At 71.6% G+C, this 21,498-nt stretch carries 19 protein-coding genes; 14 read left to right on the forward strand and 5 right to left on the reverse strand.

Going from position 1 to position 21,498, the window contains the following annotated elements:
- Positions 1-1,989: DEAD/DEAH box helicase (locus ACZ5DS_RS12545; protein ID WP_468238186.1), on the reverse strand; the 1,989-nt coding region annotated here is incomplete at its 3' end.
- Positions 1,990-2,492: 503 nt separating this feature from the next.
- Here ACZ5DS_RS12545 and ACZ5DS_RS12550 point away from each other — a divergent pair.
- The gene (locus ACZ5DS_RS12550) at positions 2,493-3,239 is read left to right on the forward strand and encodes a ferritin-like fold-containing protein (protein ID WP_468236762.1); all 747 of its coding nucleotides are present in this window, start codon (positions 2,493-2,495) and stop codon (positions 3,237-3,239) included.
- Between the two features lie 35 nt (positions 3,240-3,274).
- On the opposite strand, the gene ACZ5DS_RS12555 is transcribed toward ACZ5DS_RS12550, so the two are convergent.
- From ACZ5DS_RS12555 to ACZ5DS_RS12570, 4 genes are all read right to left on the reverse strand, one after another.
- A complete protein-coding gene (locus ACZ5DS_RS12555; RefSeq protein WP_468236764.1) occupies positions 3,275-3,544 on the reverse strand; it encodes a hypothetical protein in 270 nt (89 codons plus the stop codon).
- A gap of 170 nt (positions 3,545-3,714) precedes the next feature.
- Complete coding sequence (locus ACZ5DS_RS12560) at positions 3,715-3,942, reverse strand: DUF3107 domain-containing protein (protein WP_468236767.1); 228 nt, start codon at positions 3,940-3,942, stop codon at positions 3,715-3,717.
- A gap of 134 nt (positions 3,943-4,076) precedes the next feature.
- Positions 4,077-4,718 carry a TetR/AcrR family transcriptional regulator gene (locus tag ACZ5DS_RS12565; RefSeq protein WP_468236770.1) on the reverse strand — a complete coding sequence of 214 codons (642 nt, stop codon included), beginning with the start codon at positions 4,716-4,718 and terminating at the stop codon, positions 4,077-4,079.
- A 166-nt stretch (positions 4,719-4,884) separates the two neighbouring features.
- Complete coding sequence (locus ACZ5DS_RS12570; protein WP_468236773.1) at positions 4,885-5,109, reverse strand: hypothetical protein; 225 nt, start codon at positions 5,107-5,109, stop codon at positions 4,885-4,887.
- A gap of 236 nt (positions 5,110-5,345) precedes the next feature.
- On the opposite strand from ACZ5DS_RS12570, the gene ACZ5DS_RS12575 reads away from it, so the two are divergent.
- The 13 genes from ACZ5DS_RS12575 to ACZ5DS_RS12635 all read left to right on the forward strand — a co-directional run bounded on the left by ACZ5DS_RS12575 (position 5,346) and on the right by ACZ5DS_RS12635 (position 20,865).
- A complete protein-coding gene (locus ACZ5DS_RS12575; RefSeq protein ID WP_468236776.1) occupies positions 5,346-6,521 on the forward strand; it encodes an alpha/beta fold hydrolase in 1,176 nt (391 codons plus the stop codon).
- Positions 6,522-6,529: 8 nt separating this feature from the next.
- Complete coding sequence (locus tag ACZ5DS_RS12580; protein WP_468236779.1) at positions 6,530-8,104, forward strand: DUF3152 domain-containing protein; 1,575 nt, start codon at positions 6,530-6,532, stop codon at positions 8,102-8,104.
- A gap of 56 nt (positions 8,105-8,160) precedes the next feature.
- Entirely contained in the window at positions 8,161-8,256 is a 96-nt protein-coding gene (locus ACZ5DS_RS12585; RefSeq protein WP_468236781.1) for an Ms4533A family Cys-rich leader peptide, read from the forward strand.
- A 195-nt stretch (positions 8,257-8,451) separates the two neighbouring features.
- On the forward strand, positions 8,452-10,170 hold the full coding sequence (locus ACZ5DS_RS12590) for an ABC transporter substrate-binding protein (RefSeq protein ID WP_468236784.1): 1,719 nt from the start codon (positions 8,452-8,454) through the stop codon (positions 10,168-10,170).
- A gap of 4 nt (positions 10,171-10,174) precedes the next feature.
- Positions 10,175-11,161, forward strand: coding sequence for an ABC transporter permease (locus ACZ5DS_RS12595; protein WP_468236786.1), 987 nt, complete (start codon positions 10,175-10,177; stop codon positions 11,159-11,161).
- On the forward strand, positions 11,158-12,156 hold the full coding sequence (locus ACZ5DS_RS12600) for an ABC transporter permease (RefSeq protein ID WP_468236788.1): 999 nt from the start codon (positions 11,158-11,160) through the stop codon (positions 12,154-12,156). The genes ACZ5DS_RS12595 and ACZ5DS_RS12600 overlap by 4 nt, the downstream gene beginning before the upstream one ends.
- Positions 12,153-13,781 (forward strand): dipeptide ABC transporter ATP-binding protein, encoded by a 1,629-nt coding sequence (locus ACZ5DS_RS12605; protein WP_468236791.1) that lies wholly within the window; start codon positions 12,153-12,155, stop codon positions 13,779-13,781. The genes ACZ5DS_RS12600 and ACZ5DS_RS12605 overlap by 4 nt, the downstream gene beginning before the upstream one ends.
- A 241-nt stretch (positions 13,782-14,022) precedes the next feature.
- A complete protein-coding gene (locus tag ACZ5DS_RS12610; protein ID WP_468236793.1) occupies positions 14,023-15,690 on the forward strand; it encodes a glycosyltransferase in 1,668 nt (555 codons plus the stop codon).
- Complete coding sequence (locus tag ACZ5DS_RS12615; protein ID WP_468236796.1) at positions 15,687-17,252, forward strand: hypothetical protein; 1,566 nt, start codon at positions 15,687-15,689, stop codon at positions 17,250-17,252. Before ACZ5DS_RS12610 ends, ACZ5DS_RS12615 begins: the two co-directional genes overlap by 4 nt.
- Positions 17,253-17,460: 208 nt before the next feature.
- Positions 17,461-18,420, forward strand: coding sequence for an NAD-dependent epimerase/dehydratase family protein (locus ACZ5DS_RS12620; protein WP_468236799.1), 960 nt, complete (start codon positions 17,461-17,463; stop codon positions 18,418-18,420).
- Complete coding sequence (locus ACZ5DS_RS12625) at positions 18,408-19,157, forward strand: spherulation-specific family 4 protein (RefSeq protein WP_468236801.1); 750 nt, start codon at positions 18,408-18,410, stop codon at positions 19,155-19,157. The genes ACZ5DS_RS12620 and ACZ5DS_RS12625 overlap by 13 nt, the downstream gene beginning before the upstream one ends.
- Positions 19,158-19,220: 63 nt before the next feature.
- On the forward strand, positions 19,221-20,399 hold the full coding sequence (gene moeZ / locus ACZ5DS_RS12630) for an adenylyltransferase/sulfurtransferase MoeZ (RefSeq protein ID WP_468236803.1): 1,179 nt from the start codon (positions 19,221-19,223) through the stop codon (positions 20,397-20,399).
- A 187-nt stretch (positions 20,400-20,586) separates the two neighbouring features.
- Positions 20,587-20,865 (forward strand): hypothetical protein, encoded by a 279-nt coding sequence (locus ACZ5DS_RS12635; RefSeq protein ID WP_468236806.1) that lies wholly within the window; start codon positions 20,587-20,589, stop codon positions 20,863-20,865.
- The last annotated feature ends 633 nt before the right edge of the window (positions 20,866-21,498 follow it).

The following is a 21,498-nucleotide window of genomic DNA, read 5'->3' on the forward strand; positions in this document are numbered from 1 at the left end:
GCGGGTGCGGCGGCGCGGCTTGGCCTCGGTGGCCTCGGCCGTGTCCACGGCGGCTTCGGCGGTCGCGGCGGCCTTGCGGGTCCGGCGCGGCTTGGTCTCGGTCTCCGTCTCCACCGCTTCCGGGGCGGTGGCCGCGGTCTTGCGGGTGCGGCGGGGCTTGGTCGCCGGGGCGGCGGCCTCCTCCGTGCCGGTGCCTTCGGCGGCGACTGCGGTTTCGGCGGTCGGTTCGGCCGTCTTGCGGGTGCGGCGGCGCGGCTTGGCCTCGGTGGCCTCGGCCGTGTCCACGGCGGCTTCGGCGGTCGCGGCGGCCTTGCGGGTCCGGCGCGGCTTGGCCTCGGTGGTCTCGACCGTCTCGACGGCGGCCTCGGCCACCGGCGCGGCGGCCACGGGCGCGGCGGCCACGGGCGCGGCCTCGGTCACCTGGGCCTCGGGCGCCTCGGCCGACTTGCGGGTGCGGCGGCGGCGCGGCTTCTCCGGGGTCTCCAGCGTGGTCGGCTCCTCCACCCTGTCCACCGTGTCGACAGCGGCCTCGGAGGTCGCGGTCGCGGCAGCGGCCGTCACCTGCTGTGCCGGGGCTCCGCCGCGGGTACGGCGACGGCGGCGCGGGGTGCGGGTCGGCGTGGGCTCCTCGCCGGTGCCGGTCTCGGCGGCCGGAGCCGTGGCGGTCGTAGCGGCGGAGGCGTCCAGCGCAGTGCCGCCGCGCGTGCGGCGCCGACGGCGCGGGGTGCGCGCCGGGCGCTCACGCTCGGCCGGGGCGGACTCGGCGCGGCCGCCGCGACCGCGGGCACCGCGGCCACCGGTCTCGCCCAGGTCCTCCAGCTCCTCCGCGTCCAGACCGGCGCGGGTCCGCTCCGAGCGCGGCAGGGTGCCCTTGGTGCCCTCGGGGATGCCGAGGTCCGAGAACAGGTGCGGGGAGCTCGAGTACGTCTCCACCGGGTCGTTGAACTCCAGCTCCAGCGCCTTGTTGATCAGCTGCCAGCGCGGGATGTCGTCCCAGTCGACGAACGTGATGGCCGTACCCTTCGCGCCCGCGCGGCCCGTACGGCCGACGCGGTGCAGGTACGTCTTCTCGTCCTCGGGGGACTGGTAGTTGATGACGTGGGTCACGCCTTCGACGTCGATGCCACGCGCGGCGACGTCGGTGCAGACGAGGACGTCGACCTTGCCGTTGCGGAAGGCCCGCAGGGCCTGCTCGCGCGCGCCCTGGCCGAGGTCGCCGTGGACCGCGCCGGAGGCGAAGCCGCGGCGCTGCAGCTGCTCGGCGATGTCGGCCGCCGTGCGCTTCGTACGGCAGAAGATCATCGCGAGCCCGCGGCCGTCGGCCTGCAGGATGCGCGCGACCATCTCCGGCTTGTCCAGGGAGTGCGCGCGGTAGACGAACTGCTTGATGTTCGCGACCGTCGCGCCCTCGTCGTCCGGCGCGGTGGCACGGATGTGGGTGGGCTGCGACATGTAGCGGCGCGCGAGGCCGATGACCGCGCCCGGCATGGTCGCGGAGAACAGCATGGTCTGCCGCCTGGCCGGAAGCAGGTTGATGATCTTCTCGACGTCGGGCAGGAAGCCCAGGTCGAGCATCTCGTCGGCCTCGTCGAGGACCAGGCTCTTGATGTGGCTGAGGTTCAGCTTCTTCTGCCCGGCCAGGTCCAGCAGCCGGCCTGGGGTGCCGACGACCACGTCGACGCCCTTCTTCAGGGCCTCGACCTGCGGCTCGTAGGCCCGGCCGCCGTAGATCGCCGTCACGCGCACGTTACGGACCTTGCCGGCCGTCAGCAGGTCGTTGGTGACCTGGGTGCACAGCTCGCGGGTGGGGACCACGACGAGTGCCTGCGGGGCGTCGGTGAGGGCCTCGGGCCGCGCACGGCCGGCCTCCACGTCGGCGGGGACGGTGACACGCTCGAGGAGCGGAAGGCCGAAGCCCAGCGTCTTGCCCGTGCCGGTCTTGGCCTGGCCGATGACGTCCGTGCCGGACAGGGCGACGGGGAGCGTCATCTCCTGGATGGGGAAGGGGTTGATGATGCCGACGGCTTCCAGGGCCTCGGCGGTCTCGGGAAGGATTCCGAGTTCACGAAACGTCGTAGTCAGGGTGCTGCCTCTTCTGTGTACGCGGTGCGAGGCGAGCGCGGGGGTCATGACTGACCGTGCCGGGGACGTCGGCTGCCGTACGGACGAACCACTCGGGCAAGCCGTATGACACGGGACCACTGCCGACGCTCTAGCGCTCGTACCGCTGAGGGTGTCCCTCCGGTCGTCGTACGTATGAGCCGTACGGCCGGGGAGGGCTGTCGGGTCGGAGCCGATCGGGCCACCGACCGGGCATCCTCATGCGTGCGCCCTGTCGGAAGACGTCGAACACCGTCGACGCACTTCAGCAGGCGCATTACCACCATACCCCGGATTCGCGCACATGTGATGGCCGATTTGGTCACGTAGTCGTGGTCACAGTGGTTGGCCAGGGGCTTCCGAGGTGGGGCAAGCGGGCTATTGTGCGCCTCATGACTAGCTCTGACAAGCCTGAGAACGAGTCCGCCGCACCCGCCGAACCCACCGGTGTCGCCGCCCAGGACTGGGCGCAGGCCTCTGCCGAACCGCAGTACCGTGCCGCGGTCGTGGATCTGCTCGGCGCGCTCGCGTACGGGGAGCTTGCGGCGTTCGAGCGGCTCGCGGAGGACGCCAAGCTGGCGCCGACGCTCGCCGACAAGGCGGAGCTGGCGAAGATGGCCTCGGCCGAGTTCCACCACTTCGAGCGGCTGCGGGACCGGCTGACCGAGATCGGCGAGGAGCCGACCGCGGCGATGGATCCCTTCGTGGCGGCCCTGGACGGCTTCCACAAGCAGACGGCACCCTCGGACTGGCTGGAGGGCCTGGTCAAGGCGTACGTCGGCGACTCGATCGCGAGCGACTTCTACCGGGAGGTCGCGGCCCGGCTCGACTCCGACACCCGCGAGCTGGTCCTCGCCGTTCTCGACGACACCGGGCACGCCGGTTTCGCGGTGGAGAAGGTGCGCGCGGCCATCGACGCCGACCCGCGCGTGGGTGGGCGGCTGGCGCTGTGGGCGCGGCGGCTGATGGGTGAGGCGCTGTCGCAGTCGCAGCGGGTTGTCGCTGACCGGGATGCGCTGTCGACGATGCTCGTGGGCGGGGTGGCCGACGGGTTCGATCTTGCCGAGGTCGGGCGGATGTTCTCGCGGATCACTGAGGCTCACACCAAGCGGATGGCTGCGCTGGGCCTCGCGGCCTGAGAGCGGTGCGCCCCTGGGCGGCTGCGCCGCCCCGCCTACGCCGTCGCTGATCGTCGGCGTAGGCGGCCTGACGGGCGCAGCAGGAGCGAGAGGGACGCCGTCGAGACGATCGCGGCGCCGAGGAGGCTCAGGAGGGGGCTGCCGGGGCCCAGGGCACTGTGGGTGACGAAGTCACCGAAGAGGGCGCCGGCGATGCCGGTCGAGAAGACGAGGGGCCGGGCGGGCAGGCGGTGTGCGAATCGGTGGGTCGCCGCCCAGGCGAGGATCAGACCGACCAAGGCGGATCCGATTGCTTCCAGGATCATGTCGGGGGTCCCTCCCACAGCCGGCCCGTGCTTCACGGTCGTAGCCGGTCATACCCGTGACCTGCGGATTGCAATCATCATCTGTGGACGACTTGTGCTCCATCTGTGCGCACGTTCCACAGGCGGAGGGGCCCGGCGGCATGTGCCACCGGGCCCCTCTCCGACTCGGTCTAGAGCGTGCCGAAGCCGACCTTGCGGACGGTCGGCTCGCCGATCTCCACGTACGCCAGCCGGTCCGTCGGGACCAGGATCTTGCGGCCCTTCTCGTCCTGGAGGCTCAGCAGCTGCGTCTTTCCGGCCAGCGCCTCCGAGACCAGGCGTTCGACCTCCTCGACGCTCTGACCGCTCTCCAGAACGATCTCGCGGGGCGCGTACTGCACGCCGATCTTGACCTCCACGGCTATGTCCCTCCGACGGTCAGTGATGTGCGCGATCTTCCGCGCCGTACCCAGCACACATTAGCCCGGTGAGGGGATCCGCACGCCGCAGGCCGGAACGCCAACAGCGAACAGCCATCGGGAACAAACGTCCGTCAGTGGTGTTCCGTGCCGTGCAGCGGGAAACCGGCGATGCCGCGCCAGGCCAGCGAGGCCAGCAGTTGCACCGCCTGGTCGCGCGGCACACTGCGGTCGCTGTGCAGCCAGGAACGCGCGACCACCTGGGCGAGACCGCCGAGACCGGAGGCGAGCAGCATCGACTCCGCGCGCGACAGGCCCGTGTCCTCGGCGATCACCTCGCAGATCGCCTCGGCGCAGTCGTTGGTGACCTTGTCGACGCGCTCGCGCACCGCGGGCTCGTTCGTCAGGTCCGACTCGAAGACCAGGCGGAAGGCGCCGCCGTCGTCCTCGACGTACGCGAAGTAGGCGTCCATGGTCGCCCGCACGCGCTGCTTGTTGTCGGTCGTCGAGGCGAGCGCGCCGCGCACGGCCTGGATCAGCGACTCGCAGTGCTGGTCCAGCAGGGCGAGGTAGAGGTCGAGCTTGCCCGGGAAGTGCTGGTAGAGCACCGGCTTGCTGACGCCGGCCCGCTCGGCGATGTCGTCCATCGCGGCCGCGTGGTAGCCCTGTGCGACGAAGACCTCCTGGGCGGCGCCCAGGAGCTGGTTCCGTCGGGCTCGGCGCGGAAGACGGGTGCCACGCGGGCGCGCCGCCTCGGTTTGCTCGATGGCTGTCACGCCGCCTCCCAGAGTCGTCCACATGCGGTGTCGGCCGCGCGGCCATCGTACTTTTCGGTAACCGTGGTGTGCGCGGTGCGAGCGCAGAATTTCACGTACCGGACGGCGACGAAAGCCGGAAAGCCTGCCTCGGGCGGCCGATGGGGTGCCATGAGGTCCTTCGAGGTCAGCGGTAATCGTCCTCGTCGTGTGCGACCACGCGCGCCTGTTCGATGAGATCGGCCTCGTTCCCGCGGTCCGGATCCACTCCCGTCAGGGGGTCGTCGTCCTCCGGCGCGATGTCCGCGTGCTGCTCGACGGCGTCGCCCTCGGCGGCCTCGACGTCGAACTCGGTGCTTTCGTCGGGCGCCAGATCCTCGATCACGTCCGGCTCGATGGGGTCATAGGCCATGGTGGGCTCCCTTCCTACGAACGTCCCTGGAGGCAGCAGGGGCCACATGCGGGTGCCCTGTGTACGAGCCTAGGAGACACCTGATCCGGACGCCATGCCGTGCACGCCCGTTCGTCCGTGCGGTTCTCCGGCCGGGTGCCCCGCACGCCGGGGTCGAACCCACGCGGGCGAACACGGGTCCCTCTTGTGACGGCGAACACATGAACCACAGCGTGATCGTCTCGTAACATTGCCGCATGTCTTCGACCGAATCGCCGTCCGTGCCGGCCGCCGGTGTCCAACCGAAAGCGGCGCCCGTCCGGGTCGGAGAGGGCGAGCGACTGAGGTCGGTGGGGCTGCCGGGGGTCACCCTGGCGGTTCGTTCGCGCCGCCCCGCACGCCAGGGGCTGCCGCCTGCGCTGTACGTCCACGGGCTCGGCGGCTCCTCGCAGAACTGGTCCGCGCTGATGAAGGAGCTGGATGGCGTCGTCGCCAGCGAGGCGGTCGATCTGCCCGGCTTCGGCGACTCACCGCCCCCGGACGACGGCGACTACTCCGTCACCGGGCACGCGCGCGCGGTCATCCGTTATCTCGACGCCGCCGAACGCGGCCCGGTCCACCTCTTCGGCAATTCCCTCGGCGGAGCCGTCGCCACGCGCGTCTCCGCCGTACGCCCCGACCTCGTCCGCACCCTCACGCTGGTCTCGCCCGCCCTGCCGGAGCTGCGTGTGCAGCGGACCGCGGTGCCGACGGCACTGCTGGGCGTGCCCGGGGTGACCGCGCTCTTCACCCGGCTGTCCAAGGATTGGACGGCCGAGCAGCGCGTCCGCGGCGTGATGGGCCTGTGCTACGGCGACCCTGGGCGGGTGTCGCCCGAGGCGTTCCAGCAGGCCGTGGAGGAGCTGGAGCGGCGGCTGCAACTGCCGTACTTCTGGGACGCGCTGACGCGCTCCGCGCGCGGGGTGGTCAACGCCTACACCCTCGGCGGCCAGCACGGGCTGTGGCGCCAGGCCGAGCGCGTGCTCGCCCCGACGCTCCTGATTTACGGCGGCCGCGACCAGCTCGTCGGCTTCCGCATGGCCGCCAAGGCCGCCCGCTCCTTCCGCGACTCCCGCCTGCTGTCCCTGCCGGACGCGGGGCACGTGGCGATGATGGAGTACCCGGAGATCGTGGCGGGGGCGTTCCGTGAACTCCTTGCGGAGTTGGGGGAGTTGGGCGGGTTCGATGCGTTCGTTGGTGCCGGGAGTGCCGGGAGTGCCGAGGGTGCAAGAGCATCTGGCGGGTCCGGTGGTGCCCTTGGGGTTACTGGGGTTGATGGTGCCCGAAGGGCCGGTGGGGCCGATGGTGCCCGGAGGGCCGGCGGTCCGGGTGGCATCGGGGGTTCCGCTACGGCCGCCGGTGGCGACATCGCCACCACGGGCGCGGGGAGCTGAGGGCAGAGGTGGGACGCCACAGCCGCCGCGGACCGGCCCCCAAGGGCGACACCGCGGACATAGCTGCACAGCGAGAACGAGTGGGACAGCGAGGCGGACGGGGCTCGGCCTCGGGACCGTCGGCGGAGACGCGACAGCCCAACCTGCCCGGCCAACGACAGGCGCCCGAGGGCGGCCCCCAGGGCTACGGGACACCGCGCACGGCCCAGGGCACGTCAGGTTTCCCCCCGGGGACGCCGGTGGGAGGCGTACCTCGCTATCCCGACGGATCTCCCGCGCATGGGGTGCCGCGTTTTCCGGACGGCACTCCCGCGCATGGGGTGCCGCGCTTTCCCGACGGGACGCCTGCGCATGGGGTGCCCCTGCTCCCCGACGGCACGCCCGCGCGTGGTGTGCCGCGATTCGGCGGTGGTGGTGGTTCTCCGGCCCGGGGCGGGCATCCCGAGCAGCGTGAAGTCGGTGGCGGCTGGGGCGAGTTCGCCGGGGCAGCCGGTGGGAGCGCCGGGATTGTTCCCGGGGCGCGGCCGGGTGGGCCCGGTGTTGCTCTTCCGCGGCAGCGGCAGGGCGGGCCGGGGCGTTCCGGTGGCGGGCCCCGGCAGGAGTATCTCGAGGCCTTCGGGGAGGACGTCGACGTCTTCGCGCCCCGGTCGGGCGGCGGCGTGTCCGGCCGTACCGAGCCGGACGAGGTGCAGGAGTCGAACAGCCAGGGAGCCGGTCCGGCGGTCTCCGGGGCCGGTGACGACGGCACGGACGGCGGCGTCGCGGCGCCGAGCGGTGTCCCCGCGCAGCGCGGCGGCAAGGGGCGGGCCTTCACGGGCATCGCGGCCGCGGCCGTGACCACCGTCCTTGCGGTCGTCGTCGCCGGGCAGGTCGCCGACGGCACCGACGGCAGCGACGTACAGTCGCGGTCCGCCGCCGACCAGGCGCGCGACACCCGGGTCCCCGGGCAGGCCACCCCGTCGGCCTCGCCGAGTGTGGCGACGCTGACGTACGAGCAGAAGATGGACAGGAAGTACCCGCTCAGCGCCACGCTGAAGGGCTCCGGGAAGTTCGACGCCGTCCCGGGCTTCGCCAAGGCGCCCGGCAAGGGGCAGAAGTACACCTACCGGGTCGACGTCGAGCAGGGACTCGGCCTGGACGGCGAGCTGTTCGCCGAAGCCGTGCAGAAGACGCTCAACGACACCCGCAGCTGGGCCCATGGCGGAGCCCGTACCTTCGAGCGGATCTACTCCGGCAGGCCCGACTTCGTGATCACGCTCGCCAGCCCCGGCACCACCGCCCAGTGGTGCGCCAAGTCCGGCCTGGACACCACGGAGGACAACGTCTCCTGCGACTCGGCGTCCACCCAACGCGTGATGATCAACGCCTACCGCTGGGCACAGGGCAGCAGGACATACGGGGACAAGATTCACGCATACCGGCAGATGCTCATCAATCACGAGGTCGGCCACCGTCTCGGTCATGGCCATGTGACGTGTGACAAGGATGGCGAACTCGCCCCGGTCATGCAGCAGCAGACGAAGTTCCTCGACCACGACGGAATCCACTGTCTGCCCAACCCCTGGCCCTACCCCGGGAGTTGACAGGCGCCCCTCATGTCACATTGACATGAGGGGCGTGATCGCTCATATTTTTGCGCATGTGGTCTAGTCATGCCGCCTCCCGCAGCGCCGCCATCGAGCTGGCGCTGATCGGCATGACCGCGCTCTGCGTGGCCGACATCCACTGTCGCTGACGCCGCCTCCCTGGCGTTAGCGTCGCGACTTTCTCCCTCTCTTCTCCATCCGTGGCCGTGTTACGGATCTTCGTCACGGATTCTTCGACGACCCTGCGCCGGGGCCGACGTCTGCCCGCAGCCGTCTCACTCCTCGTCCACTTGTCTCACTTTTCGAGAACTCCTCGATCAGCTTCCCGAGAGGTCGTCTTTCCGATGCGTCAACCGTCCGTCATCACACGCCGCGTGGCAGCGGCATCCGTCAGCCTGGTCGTGGCAGCGGGCGCCGCCGCCTGCGGCCCGAAGGACAGCGATGCCAAGGGCTCCGGTGGCGACTCCACGCCCCACAAGGGCGGCACGCTCACGGTGCTGAACTCCAATCCGCAGCAGGACTTCGACCCCGCCCGCCTCTACACCTCCGGCGGCGGCAACGTCCCGTCCCTGGTCTTCCGTACGCTCACCACGCGCAACCGCGAGAACGGCGCGGCCGGCGCCAAGGTCGTCCCGGACCTCGCCACCGACACCGGGCGTCCCGGCAAGGACGCGACCGTGTGGACGTACACCCTGAAGAAGGGCCTGAAGTACGAGGACGGCACCCCGATCACCTCGGCCGACATCAAGTACGGCATCGAGCGCTCCTTCGCCCCCGAACTCTCCGGCGGCGCACCCTACTTGCGGGACTGGCTGATCGGTGCCGCCGACTACCAGGGCCCCTACAAGGACAAGAAGGGCCTCTCGGCGATCGAGACGCCGGACGAGCGGACCATCGTCTTCCATCTGAACAAGCCCGAGGGCGAGTTCCCGTTCCTCGCCACGCAGACGCAGTTCACCCCGGTCCCGAAGGCCAAGGACACGGGCACCAAGTACGAGGAGCACCCGATCTCCTCGGGCCCGTACAAGGTCGTCAAGAACGAGAACGACGGCGAGCACCTCGTCCTGGAGCGCAACCCGCACTGGTCGACGGTCGTCGACGCCGAGCGCAAGGCGTACCCGGACGCCATCGACGTACGGTCGGGGCTCGACTCGTCCGTGATCAACCAGCGGCTGTCGGCGTCCCAGGGCGCGGACACGGCCGCCGTCACGACGGACACCAACCTCGGCCCGGCCGAGCTCGCCAAGGTGACCGGTGACAAGAAGCTGGCCGCGCGCGTGGGCACCGGCCACTTCGGCTACACCAACTACCTCGCCTTCAACCCGAAGGTGAAGCCGTTCGACAACCCGAAGGTGCGGCAGGCGATCTCGTACGCCATCGATCGCTCCTCCGTCGTCAACGCGGCCGGCGGTTCGGCGCTCGCCGAGCCCGCCACCACCTTCCTGCCCGACCAGAAGTCCTTCGGCTATACCCCGTACGACCTCTTCCCGGCGGGCAGTACCGGCAACGCGTCCAAGGCACGGGCGCTGCTGGCGCAGGCGGGCTACCAGAACGGGCTCACCGTCACGCTCACCCACTCCAACAGCAAGGACTTCGAGACCAGCCCGGAGCTCGCGACCGCCGTCCAGGACGCGCTCAAGAAGGCCGGCATCACGGTCAAGCTGCAGGGCCTGGAGGAGAACGACTACTCCGACAAGATCCACAACGTCAAGACCGAGCCCGGCTTCTTCCTCGCCCACTGGGGTGCCGACTGGCCCTCCGGTGGTCCCTTCCTCGCCCCGATCTTCGACGGCCGGCAGATCGTCAAGGATGGAGCGAACTTCAACACGGGCCAGGTGAACGACAAGTCGGTCAATGACGAGATTGACGCGATCAACAAGTTGACCGACCTTGACGCCGCCGCCAAGCGGTGGGGTGCACTGGACAGGAAGATCGGCGAGCAGGCCCTGGTCGTGCCGCTGTTCCACCCGGTCTACAAGCGCCTGTACGGCGAGGGCGTCAAGAACATCGTCATCAGCGACTGGACCGGCGTGCTGGACATCTCCCAGGTCGCGGTGAAGTAGCGCCGTGAGCGAGGCACTTGTCGCCTCCCAGGCCCCCGGGACGGACACATCCGTCCCGGGGGTTTCGGGGGCCCGTCAGTTCTGGCGGCGGCTGCGGGCGCAGCGCGCCGCCCTGGTCGCCGTGGCCGTCGTCGCGCTGCTCGTCCTGGTGGCGCTCGCCGCACCGCTGCTCACCGCCCTGGAGGGGCAGGACCCGACCACGTACCACCCCTCTCTGATCGACTCCGCGCGCGGAGGCGTGCCCATCGGCTCGTTCGGCGGCATCAGCACCGACCACTGGCTGGGCGTCGAACCGCAGACCGGACGCGATCTGTTCGCACGGCTCGTCCACGGGGCGCGCGTGTCGCTCGCGGTCGCGCTGGCGGCCACCCTGATGCAGGTCGTCATCGGGGTCGTGGTCGGGGTGGCCTCCGCGCTCGGCAGTGGATGGGTTGATCAACTGTTGAGCCGTATCACGGACATCATCGTCTCCCTGCCCCTGATGATCATGTCGTTGGCACTCCTCGCGATCGTGCCGCCCAGCTTCCCGCGGCCCGTCCTGGTCAGCCTGGTCATCGGCCTGATCGCCTGGGGCACCATCGCGAAGATCGTGCGCGCCCAGACCCTCGCCCTCAAGGGGCTCGACTACGTCTCCGCCGCGCGGCTGAGCGGCTGGGGCGCCTGGCGGGTCGCCCGCCGCGAGCTGCTGCCCGGTATCGCCGCGCCCGTCATCACGTACGCCGCGCTGCTGGTGCCCACCAACATCTCCGCGGAAGCCGCCCTGTCCTTCCTCGGCGTCGGTGTGAAGCCGCCGACGCCCTCCTGGGGGCAGATGCTGAGCGCCGCCGACATCTGGTACCAGGCGGCACCGCAGTACCTGCTGCTGCCGGCCGGCGCCCTGTTCGTCACCGTCCTCGCCCTCACCGTCCTCGGCGACGGTGTACGCACCGCTCTCGACCCGCGCGCGGCCTCCCGCCTGCGCGTCGGCACCGGGAAGGAGGAGACCGCATGAGCGGCTTCGGTGGTTTCGTCCTGCGCCGCGGCGTCGGCATGCTGCTCACCCTGCTCGCCATCTCGGTGCTCGTCTACGGCGTCTTCTATGCCACCCCCGGCAACGTCGCCCAGATCACCTGCGGCCCGCGCTGCTCGCCGCAGCAGGTGCACCAGGTCGCCGCACAGCTCAGGCTCGGCGACCCGCTCCACCTGCGCTACTGGCACTTCCTGGAAGGCCTCTTCGCCGGCCAGGACTTCTCCACGGGCACCTCGGCGGCGCACTGCCCGGCACCCTGCCTGGGGCTGTCGTACCAGAGCGACCGGCAGGTCCTTGACATCATCCTGACCAAGCTGCCGGTCAGCCTGTCCCTCGTCCTCGGCGCGATGGTGCTGTGGCTCGTGCTCGGCGTCGGCACGGGTGTGCTGTCCGCGTGGCGGCGCGGCCGGTTCTCCGAGCGCGTGCTGACCGCCGTCACGCTCGCCGGCTGGGCGACCCCCGTCTTCGTCCTCGGGCTCGTCCTGATGATCGTCATCTGCGGCGAACTCCAGCTGCTGCCCTTCCCGCAGTACGTAAACTTCGGCGACGACCCCGAGCAGTGGGCGTGGAACCTGCTGCTGCCCTGGCTCTCGCTCGCCCTGATCGAGGCGGCCGCCTTCGCCCGCCTGACCCGCGCCTCGATGCTGGAGACCCTCGCCGAGGACCACATCCGCACCTTCCGCGCCTACGGCGTCGGCGAGCGCGCGATCGTCGCACGGCACGCCCTGCGCGGCGCCCTCGCGCCCGTCATCGCGCTGAACGCCAACAACGTCGGCTCGGCCATCGGCGGCGCCGTCCTCACCGAGACCCTGTTCGGCCTGCCCGGCATCGGCCAGGAGCTGGTGCACGCGGTGAAGGTCGTCGACCTGCCGGTCGTCGTCGGCATGGTCCTGGTGATCGGCTTCTTCGTGGTCATCGCCAACGCCGTCGCGGACGTCCTGTACGCGCTGGCCGACCGACGGGTGGTCCTCGCATGAGCCTGGTGGAAGTCTCGGACCTGACCGTCGAGTTCGGCTCCCTGCGGGCCGTGGACGGCCTCTCCTTCCGGCTGGAGAAGGGCGCGGCCCTCGCGCTCGTCGGCGAGTCCGGCTCCGGCAAGTCCACGGTCGCCGGCGCCCTGCTGGGCCTGCACCGGGGCACCGGAGCCCGCGTCGGCGGCTCCGTCCGGGTCGCCGGCACCGACCTGCAGCAGGCCGCCGACGAGGAACTGCGGCGGCTGCGCGGCGGGAAGGCCGCCATGGTCTTCCAGGACCCGCTGTCCTCGCTCGACCCGTACTACGCGATCGGCGACCAGATCGCCGAGGTCCACCGCGTGCACGCGCGCGTGTCGCGCCGTGCCGCACGCGCGCGTGCCGTCGAGGTGCTGGAGCGGGTTGGAATTCCGGACGCACAGCGCCGGTCCCGTTCCCGCCCGCACGAGTTCAGCGGCGGCATGCGTCAGCGCGCCCTCATCGCCATGGCGCTCGCCTGCTCGCCCGAGCTGCTGATCGCCGACGAACCCACGACGGCCCTCGACGTCACCGTCCAGGCCCAGATCCTCGACCTGCTGCACACGCTGCGCGAGGAGACCGGCATGGGCCTGCTGCTCGTCACCCACGACGTGGGCGTCGCCGCCGAGAGCGTCGACGAGGTCCTGGTCATGCGGCACGGCAGAGCCGTCGAACACGGCCCGGTCGGCACGGTCCTGGGGGCGCCCGCGCAGCCGTACACCCGCGAACTCCTCGATGCCGTGCCGCGCGTGGACGCCCCGCGCGCCGGCTCCGAGGCGTCCGACGAGGTCGTGCTGGAGGCCGCCGGACTCCGGCGCGTGTTCGGGCGCGGCAAGCGGGCCTTCACGGCCGTGGACGACATCTCGCTGACCGTCCGCCGGGGCGAGACCCTCGGCATCGTGGGGGAGAGCGGCAGCGGCAAGACGACGCTGGGCCGCATGCTGGTCGGACTGCTGGAGCCGACGGCCGGCGAGATCCGCTACGCGGGGCGCCCGCACACCGGCGTGAACCCCGCCGTCCAGATGGTGTTCCAGGACCCCGTCTCCTCCCTCAACCCCCGCCGCAGCGTGGGCGAGTCCATCGCGGACCCCCTCCGCGCGCGGGGGGCGGGGGTCCCCCCGCTCGGGCGCAGCCGAGAGCGGGGGAGGGACGAACAGCGCATCCGGGGGCGCGTGATCGAACTCCTGGAACGCGTGGGGCTCGAAGCGGCGCACTACGACCGCTACCCGCACGAGTTCAGCGGCGGACAGCGCCAGCGCGTCGGTATCGCGCGGGCACTCGCCGCCGACCCGCGCGTCATCGTCTGCGACGAGCCCGTCTCCGCACTCGACGTGACGACACAGGCCCAGGTGGTCGAACTGCTCGGCCGGCTGCAGCGGGAACTCGGCCTCGCGCTCGTGTTCATCGCGCACGACCTCGCCGTGGTCCGCCAGGTCAGCGACCGGGTCGCGGTGATGCGCCGCGGACAGGTCGTCGAGTCCGGGCCCGTCGACGAGGTGTACGACACCCCGCGCGAGCCGTACACGCAGCAGCTCCTGGCCGCCGTACCCACCCTCGACCCCGGGCTGGCGGCCCAGCGGCGGGCGGCCCGGCGAGAGTTGGCCCTGGCGTAACGTTTCGTACTCGGGTGATCACCGTCCGATCGCCTAGCGCGGTGAAACGCGACCTGCACGCGAAAGTTACGACCGTTCACCCCTTTTGGTGGCGCGATGGACAACCGTCCGTCGCGCCACCGCCTTGTCCGCTTACGTTCTTCCCGCTGCGAGCCGCCGGGACCAGGGCGGCTCCCACTCACGGGAGATCGGGGGTGCACACGTGCGCATCGGATTGCTTACGGAGGGTGGCTATCCGCATGTGAGCGGTGACGCCGGGCTCTGGTGCGACCGGCTCGTGCGCGGGCTCGCACAGCACGAGTTCGACATCTACGCGCTCAGTCGCAGCCGAGAGCAGGAGGACACGGGCTGGGTCCCGCTCCCCGAGCAGGTCAGCCGGGTGCGTACGGCCCCGCTGTGGACGGCCGAGGACGACGGGGTCGCCTACGGACGGCGCGCGCGCCGGCGCTTCACCGAGTGCTACGGGGAACTGGTCGGGGTGCTGTGCGCCGGAAACGATGCAGCCCCCGACGACGCTGCCCCGCATCACTTGGCGGACCGTTTCGGCAATGCGCTGTACGGACTCGCCGAACTCGCCCGCGACGAGGGCGGACTGGTCGGCGCTCTCCGCTCCGACACCGCCGTACGCACCCTGGAGCGCGCCTGCCGCGCCCCCGGCGCGCTGCGCACGGCGCGCGAGGCGCGCGTACCCGACCTACTCGCCATCGCCGCGCACCTCGAACGCACCCTGCGCCCCCTCTCCCTCGACTGGTACGGCGACGACGGCCTCGGCGCGGCCGACCTCTGCCATGCCACCGCCGGCGGCCCCGCCGCCCTGCCCGGACTGCTCGCCCGGCACTTCGGCGAGGTACCGCTGCTGGTCACCGAGTACGGCGTGCAACTGCGCTCGCACTACCTGGCCCTCGGCCCCGACGCCGCCGCCCCTGCCGTGCGCGCCCTGCTCGCCGCCTTCCACGGCCGGCTGGCCGCCGAGGTCTACCGGCGCGCCGCGATCCTCACGCCCGGCAACGCCCACACCCGGCGCTGGCAGGAACGGTGCGGCGCCGAGCGCGCAAGGATCCGTACCGTCCACCGGGGCATGGAGGCCTCCCGGTTCGCGGAGGTCGGCGAGTCCCCGGACCGCGGCGACGCGGACACGCTCGTCTGGGTCGGGCGCGTCGAACCCGCCAAGGACCTGGTGTCCCTGCTGCACGCCTTCGCCGAGGTCCGCAAGGAGGAGCCGAAGGCCCGGCTGCGGATCGTCGGCGCCCCCGCGGACCCCGAGGGCGCGTCCTACCTGGGCCACTGCCGGGCCCTCGCCGCCCAGCTCTTCCCGGACGAGGCGGAGGGCGTGCACGCGGTCGGCGACAACCCGGTCTCCTTCGAGGAGATCGGCGGCCCCGAGGCACCGACACTGCCCGACGCGTACGCAGCCGGCGCCGTCGTCGTCCTCTCCAGCGTCGTCGAGGGCTTCCCGATCAGCCTGGTCGAGGCCATGTTCTGCGGCCGGGCCACGGTGTCCACCGATGTCGGCGCGGTGGTGGAGGTCATCGGCGGCACCGGCCTGGTCGTGCCCCCGCGCAATCCACGGGCGCTCGCCGAGGCGTGCGTGGCGCTGCTGCGCGACCCCGAGCGCCGTGAGCGCCTCGGCGCCGCCGCGCGCGCCCGCGCGCTCGAACTGTTCACCGTCGACCAGAACATCGCGGCATTTCACAGCATTTACCTGGAGATCGTCTCGCGCTGCCCGGTGCGCCGGGTCGTCCTCGACGAAGCGGGCGACCCCCGGCCCTTCGCCGCCCCGGCCGAGGCCCACGTCCCCGTCCGCTGGACCGGCCCCACGGCCCGCGCCCTGACCCGGGGCGTTCCCGGCTGGGCGGCAGGCGGCCCGGTCCGCGGGACCCCGCTGGCGGCTCCGGAGGGGGCGCGATGAATGGCTTCGGCGGGGTGGACGGCACCCACGACGGCAGAGACGCCGCGCACGAGTCCGGCGGCTCGGACCGGACCGCGCGGCCGAGCGGCGCGGACGCCTGGGACGAACGGTCGGGGGAGTGGCTGACCGGAGCGGGGACGCACGGCGGGCAGAGACCGGTGCCTGTGGGGACCTCGGCCGGGGCGGGTGCCGAGGATTCCTGGCACTGGGACGCTCCCAACGAGGCCGGAGGGTGGCTCGGCGCGCCCTCGGCGGCCTCCTTCGGGCGGGGCACCTCTGTCGGCCAGGGCACCCCCGTCGGCCAGGGCACTTCCGTCGGCCAGGGCACTTCCGTCGGGCAGGGCGCCAAGGAGCCCTCGGACGGGAGGGCTTCGGCAGGTGCGGGCCGGCCGTCCGTGCCCTCGGCACCGATGCGGGCCGGAGCCGAGGCCGAGCGCGCCAGGGGCCGTAGAGCCATGGCCCGGCGCGGTGCCGCCGACCCGGTGAAAGCCCTGTTGCACCGTCACCGGGAACTGTGCGAGCGGGCCGTTGATCCCCTGGAGATCGCCGCCGGACTGGAGGCACACGGGGTCACCGACCGTACCGCCGCCCGCTTCCGCCACCGCGACGTCTTCTCGCTGGCAGAGGAGCTGTACGCGCGCGTGCCCCGCGACGGCGCACCGCGCCCGCAGCCCGAACCCGTGCCCGCACCCCGCGTCCGTGCCGTCTGGGCGCTGCTGACCCTCCTGCCCGGAGCCCTCGGCGCGGCCGCCGTGACCGGCCTGCGCCTCACCCATGGCCAGGCCCGCCCGCTGGTGGCCCTCGGCGGGCTCCTCGCCGTAGCCCTCGCCGTCCGCGCGGCCCTGCGCCACGGCCCCCTCGCCACCCGGCCCGGCACACCCCCGTGGCACACGGCATCCAGCACGCGCGCGTGGACCCTCTGGCTGCTCGCGTACGCCCTCCTCGGCGACGGACTGCTGAGCGCCGTCGTGGCAGGCGGCCCCGACGCGCTGCCCACCGGCGCCCCGGACGGCCCCTGGCCGGTGTCCACCGCCCCCGCCCTGGCGCTCACCCTGGCCTGCGCCCCGGCCGCCTGGTGCGCCCACCTCCTCACCGCCGGTGCCCGCCGCAGGCTCGCCGGCAGCCGAGGCCTGGAGGACTTCACGGCCGCCGCCCGGCCGCTGCTGCTCGGCACGGTCGCCCTGTTCCTGGCCGCCCTCGCCGCCCTGCTCACCCTGTGCGGCGCCGTCCTGCACGAGAGCGCGGCCTACCCGCAGGCCCTCACCCTGGGTGCCCTCCTCCTGCTCGCCCGCCTCCTCGTCGTGCACCACCACCGGCACGCCCCCGCCCTCGCCCTCGGCGCGGCGGTGGCCGTCGAGGTGGCGGCCCCCGCCCTGCTCCTGGCCGGCCGGCTGCCCGGCTGCGCCTTCCTGGCGACCCCCGTCGAGACCCTGGTCGACGCCTGCGGCCCGGCCGGCGTCCCGGCGCTCGCCTGCGGCACCGCGGCCCTGACCCTGCTGGTCCACGCCCTGCGCACCCTCACCCAGGCCTCGGCCCACGCGCCGACGGGAGCACCCGAGTGAACCTTCCGCGACCGGCCCCGACCGAACCTGCCCCAGCCGCCCCGAGCGCAAGGGCACCTGGCCGCGACCGCAGGTGCCCGGCCCACCGCCGGAGGCAACCGCACCACCCCTTCGAAGGAGAAGACCAGATGACCACCTCCCGACACGGAGCGCCCGGAGCGTCCGGGGCCTTGGGAGCAGCCGGAGCGCACACCCCGGGAGTCGCTCGATGAGGGTCCTGCTGATCGGAGCCAACGGATACATCGGCCGCTTCGTCGCCGACCGCCTGCTCGCCGACCCGGCCGTCCAGCTCACCGTGCTCGGCCGCGGCGACGACGCCGACGTCCGCTTCGACCTCGCCACCGGCAGCCCCGGAGCGCTCACCCGCTTCCTGGACGCGGTCCACCCCGGAGTCGTCGTCAACTGCGCGGGCGCCACCCGCGGCGGCGCCCGCGAACTCACCCGGCACAACACCGTCGCCGTCGCCACCGTCTGCGAGGCCCTGCGCCGCAGCGGCTGCGGCGCCCGCCTGGTGCAGATCGGCTGCGGCTCCGAGTACGGCCCCAGCCAGCCCGGCTCCTCCACGGCAGAGGACGCCGTGCCCCGCCCCGGTGGCCCCTACGGCGTCAGCAAACTCGCCGCCACCGAACTGGTCCTCGGCTCCGGCCTCGACGCCGTCGTCCTGCGCGTCTTCTCACCCGCCGGCCCCGGCACCCCGGCCGGCTCCCCGCTCGGCCGGCTCGCCGAGGCCATGCGCCGCGCCATGCAGTCCGGCGACGGCGAGCTCAAGCTCGGCGGCCTCGGCGTCCAACGCGACTTCGTCGACGTCCGCGACGTCGCCCGCGCCGTGCATGCCGCCTCGCTCTCCGCCGCACAGGGCGTCATCAACATCGGCTCCGGCCGCGCCGTCCGCCTGCGCGACGCCGCCGCCGTTCTCGCCCGGGTAGCCGGATACGGCGGCGCCCTCCACGAACTCGACGCCCCTCCCGGGCCGCTGCGCAGCGCCATCGGCCACCCCCGCGCCGAATCCGACCACGCGGGCCCGGTCGCCTACCCGTACCCGGACGGCTGCGGCAGCTGGCAGCAGGCCGATGTGCGCACCGCCCGGGACCGGCTCGGCTGGCGGCCCCGGATCAACCTCGAAGAATCCCTCGCCGACATCTGGATGGAGGCGGCATGCCGCATCTGACCAGCACCACAGCAGGCACCACCGGCACCGGCGTCCGTACCGCCCTCGGCATCCCCGGCTACGCCCACCCGCTCGTCGCCCCGGCCCAGTGGGCCGAACTCGCCCGCCCCGGAACGCCCCTGGACTGGGTGGTGCTCAACGTCGCCGCCGGGCCCGGCACCCGCCCCGACCCGCACTGCCTGGAAGCCACGACCCGGCTGCGCAACGCGGGCGTCCGTGTCCTCGGCCACCTGGACCTCACCTATGGCGCCCGCCCCTTCGCCGATCTGCTCACCGACGCGCACCGCCACCTCGACTGGTACCGCGTCGACGGCTTCCTGCTGGACCGCTGCCCCACCGAGCACCCCGAACTCCCCGAGGTCCGCCGCTCGATCACCGCGCTCCGGACGATCAGTGACACCGCTCACATCGTCCTCGGCCACGGCAGCCACCCGCACCCCGGGTACGCGGACAGCGCCGACCAGCTGGTGACCTTCGCCGGCCCCTGGTCCGACTACCGCTTCTCGCAGGTCGCCGACTGGACCGCCGACTATCCGCCCGACCGTTTCTGCCACTTCGTGCACGGCGTGCCCCGCGGCCACCTGGAGGAGGCGCTGCGCATCGCACGCTGGCAGGGCGCGGCGACGATCTACCTCACGGACCGCACCGACCACGGCGGCCGCGCCGACCCCTGGGAGACGATGCCCGGCTACTGGGACGAAATCGTCTCGCGTATCGGAACGGGTGTCTCGGAATGAAGAAGCCCATGGCAGTGTTGCAGGGAGAACAACTGTAGTGATTGACCGACCAACGGAGTCCCCGTGTCGCTGCCACCCCTGGTCGAGCCAGCCTCTGAGCTCACCGTAGACGAGGTCCGCCGGTACTCCCGCCACCTGATCATCCCCGACGTCGGGATGGACGGGCAGAAGCGGCTGAAGAACGCCAAGGTGCTCTGTGTGGGCGCCGGCGGCCTGGGCTCGCCGGCGCTGATGTACCTCGCCGCCGCGGGTGTGGGCACCCTTGGCATCGTGGAGTTCGACGAGGTCGACGAGTCGAACCTGCAGCGCCAGATCATCCACAGCCAGGCCGACATCGGCCGCTCCAAGGCCGAGTCCGCGCGCGACAGCGTCAAGGGCATCAACCCGTACGTGAACGTGATCCTTCACGAGGAGCGGCTGGAAGCCGACAACGTGATGGACATCTTCAGCCAGTACGACCTGATCGTCGACGGCACGGACAACTTCGCGACCCGCTACCTGGTCAACGACGCGTGCGTGCTGCTGAACAAGCCGTACGTGTGGGGCTCGATCTACCGCTTCGACGGCCAGGCCTCGGTCTTCTGGTCCGAGTACGGCCCCTGCTACCGCTGCCTCTACCCGGAGCCCCCGCCCCCCGGCATGGTCCCCTCCTGCGCCGAGGGCGGCGTCCTGGGCGTGCTGTGCGCGTCCATCGGCTCCATCCAGGTCACCGAGGCGATCAAGGTCCTCACCGGCACCGGTGAGCCGCTGGTCGGCCGCCTGATGATCTACGACGCCCTGGAGATGCAGTACCGCCAGGTCAAGGTCCGCAAGGACCCGGGCTGCGCGGTCTGCGGCGAGAACCCGACGGTCACCGAGCTCATCGACTACGAGGCCTTCTGCGGCGTCGTGTCGGAGGAGGCCCAGGAGGCCGCCGCCGGCTCCACGATCACTCCCAAGCAGCTCAAGGAGTGGATCGACGACGGCGAGAACATCGAGATCATCGACGTCCGCGAGCCGAACGAGTACGAGATCGTCTCCATCCCGGGCGCCAAGCTGATCCCGAAGAACGAGTTCCTCCTGGGCGCCGCCCTCGAGGGCCTGCCGCAGGACAAGAAGATCGTCCTGCACTGCAAGACGGGTGTCCGCAGTGCGGAAGTCCTCGCCGTCCTGAAGTCCGCGGGCTTCGCCGATGCCGTCCACGTCGGCGGCGGCGTCATCGGCTGGGTCAACCAGATCGAGCCGCAGAAGCCGGTCTACTGATCGCTGGTCGCGCTGACCAGCGGAACAGAGGAAGCCCGCGGCTCTGACCAGTTCAGATGCCGTGGGCTTCTGTCGTTGTTGGTCGGCGTCGGGCGCCCTCGCACGGCCCAGGGACGGCCCGGGACGTTGAGGGCTGGCCGGGAACCCGCAAGGAAGCGGTGTCGTAGGGATCGGCTACGTTGCACGGATGACTGACACGGATCCGCTCGTGCCGGCACTCACCGGCCTGCTCGTTGACATCGTTTGGTGGCTGGACAGCTGCGGGGACGAGGAAGTTGATCCGGACTCCGCGGTGAAGATGATGGAGAGCGTGGGTTGGGTGCTGCTGCAACTGCCCTCAGGCCAGCGCGAACGATTCCTGAAGGTGCTCGCAGACTTGGCCGAAGCGGAGCAGGATCCTGCGCGGCGCGAGTTCCTGGAGTCATTCCCTGAGGCCATCGGCGTGGTCGATGACCAGGAGAGTTGAGCGCGAGTCTGGCCGATAGGCGCCAGTTCAGCCACAACTGATCACGGGCGGCCGTGACCTGCGGCCGTCTACTCGATCACCCTCTGAACTGCGGCGCAGCTGTCGCCAGCTGTCAGCGCTGGTCACCAACGAGCGCCCTTCCACGGCCCCAGGACGGCCTGGGACGGCGCTCGTGCGTGAGCACCGCGCAAGAAGTTCGATTGACCTGCCTTGTTAGGCGGAGCCGGTTGCGATGGTCCGAGTTTCTGGCTGCTGTCACTGTCTCAGGGAGGACATCTGGCGACGCCACCCACGACTGCTGCCACGAGATTGCTCGAACCAGTGGCGACCAACCTGAGAAAGGGTCAGAATTGGTTGTAACTGGCACTAGACCTAGGGGGGGCTTTGACTAGTGATCCGCGGAGTGGAAATAAGGCCGGTTCTGACCATGTGCCACCGGATGCAGATATTCGCAGAGGCGAGCTGAACTCATTCATTCGCTACCAGCTTGGGCGCATGAGTTCCCTGAATGAGCATCACAAATTTGAGGATGTTTGCCGAGCTCTAGCGCGCCAACGAATCACGCGGAACATCCTGGCGGCCACAGGTCCAGTCTCTGCTGGAGGGGATCAAGGCCGTGACTTCGAAACATTT

The sequence above is a fragment of the Streptomyces sp. NPDC031100 genome (assembly GCF_055570785.1).

Bases quoted from the DNA above. Each gene is read 5' to 3' on its own strand.
- ACZ5DS_RS12550 (WP_468236762.1), top strand. From the start codon at position 2,493: ATGACTAGCTCTGACAAGCCTGAGAACGAGTCCGCCGCACCCGCCGAA.
- ACZ5DS_RS12555 (WP_468236764.1), bottom strand. From the start codon at position 3,544: ATGATCCTGGAAGCAATCGGATCCGCCTTGGTCGGTCTGATCCTCGCC.
- ACZ5DS_RS12570 (WP_468236773.1), bottom strand. From the start codon at position 5,109: ATGGCCTATGACCCCATCGAGCCGGACGTGATCGAGGATCTGGCGCCC.
- ACZ5DS_RS12575 (WP_468236776.1), top strand. From the start codon at position 5,346: ATGTCTTCGACCGAATCGCCGTCCGTGCCGGCCGCCGGTGTCCAACCG.
- ACZ5DS_RS12585 (WP_468236781.1), top strand. From the start codon at position 8,161: ATGTGGTCTAGTCATGCCGCCTCCCGCAGCGCCGCCATCGAGCTGGCG.
- ACZ5DS_RS12590 (WP_468236784.1), top strand. From the start codon at position 8,452: ATGCGTCAACCGTCCGTCATCACACGCCGCGTGGCAGCGGCATCCGTC.
- ACZ5DS_RS12600 (WP_468236788.1), top strand. From the start codon at position 11,158: ATGAGCGGCTTCGGTGGTTTCGTCCTGCGCCGCGGCGTCGGCATGCTG.
- ACZ5DS_RS12605 (WP_468236791.1), top strand. From the start codon at position 12,153: ATGAGCCTGGTGGAAGTCTCGGACCTGACCGTCGAGTTCGGCTCCCTG.
- ACZ5DS_RS12615 (WP_468236796.1), top strand. From the start codon at position 15,687: ATGAATGGCTTCGGCGGGGTGGACGGCACCCACGACGGCAGAGACGCC.
- ACZ5DS_RS12620 (WP_468236799.1), top strand. From the start codon at position 17,461: ATGAGGGTCCTGCTGATCGGAGCCAACGGATACATCGGCCGCTTCGTC.
- ACZ5DS_RS12625 (WP_468236801.1), top strand. From the start codon at position 18,408: ATGCCGCATCTGACCAGCACCACAGCAGGCACCACCGGCACCGGCGTC.
- ACZ5DS_RS12635 (WP_468236806.1), top strand. From the start codon at position 20,587: ATGACTGACACGGATCCGCTCGTGCCGGCACTCACCGGCCTGCTCGTT.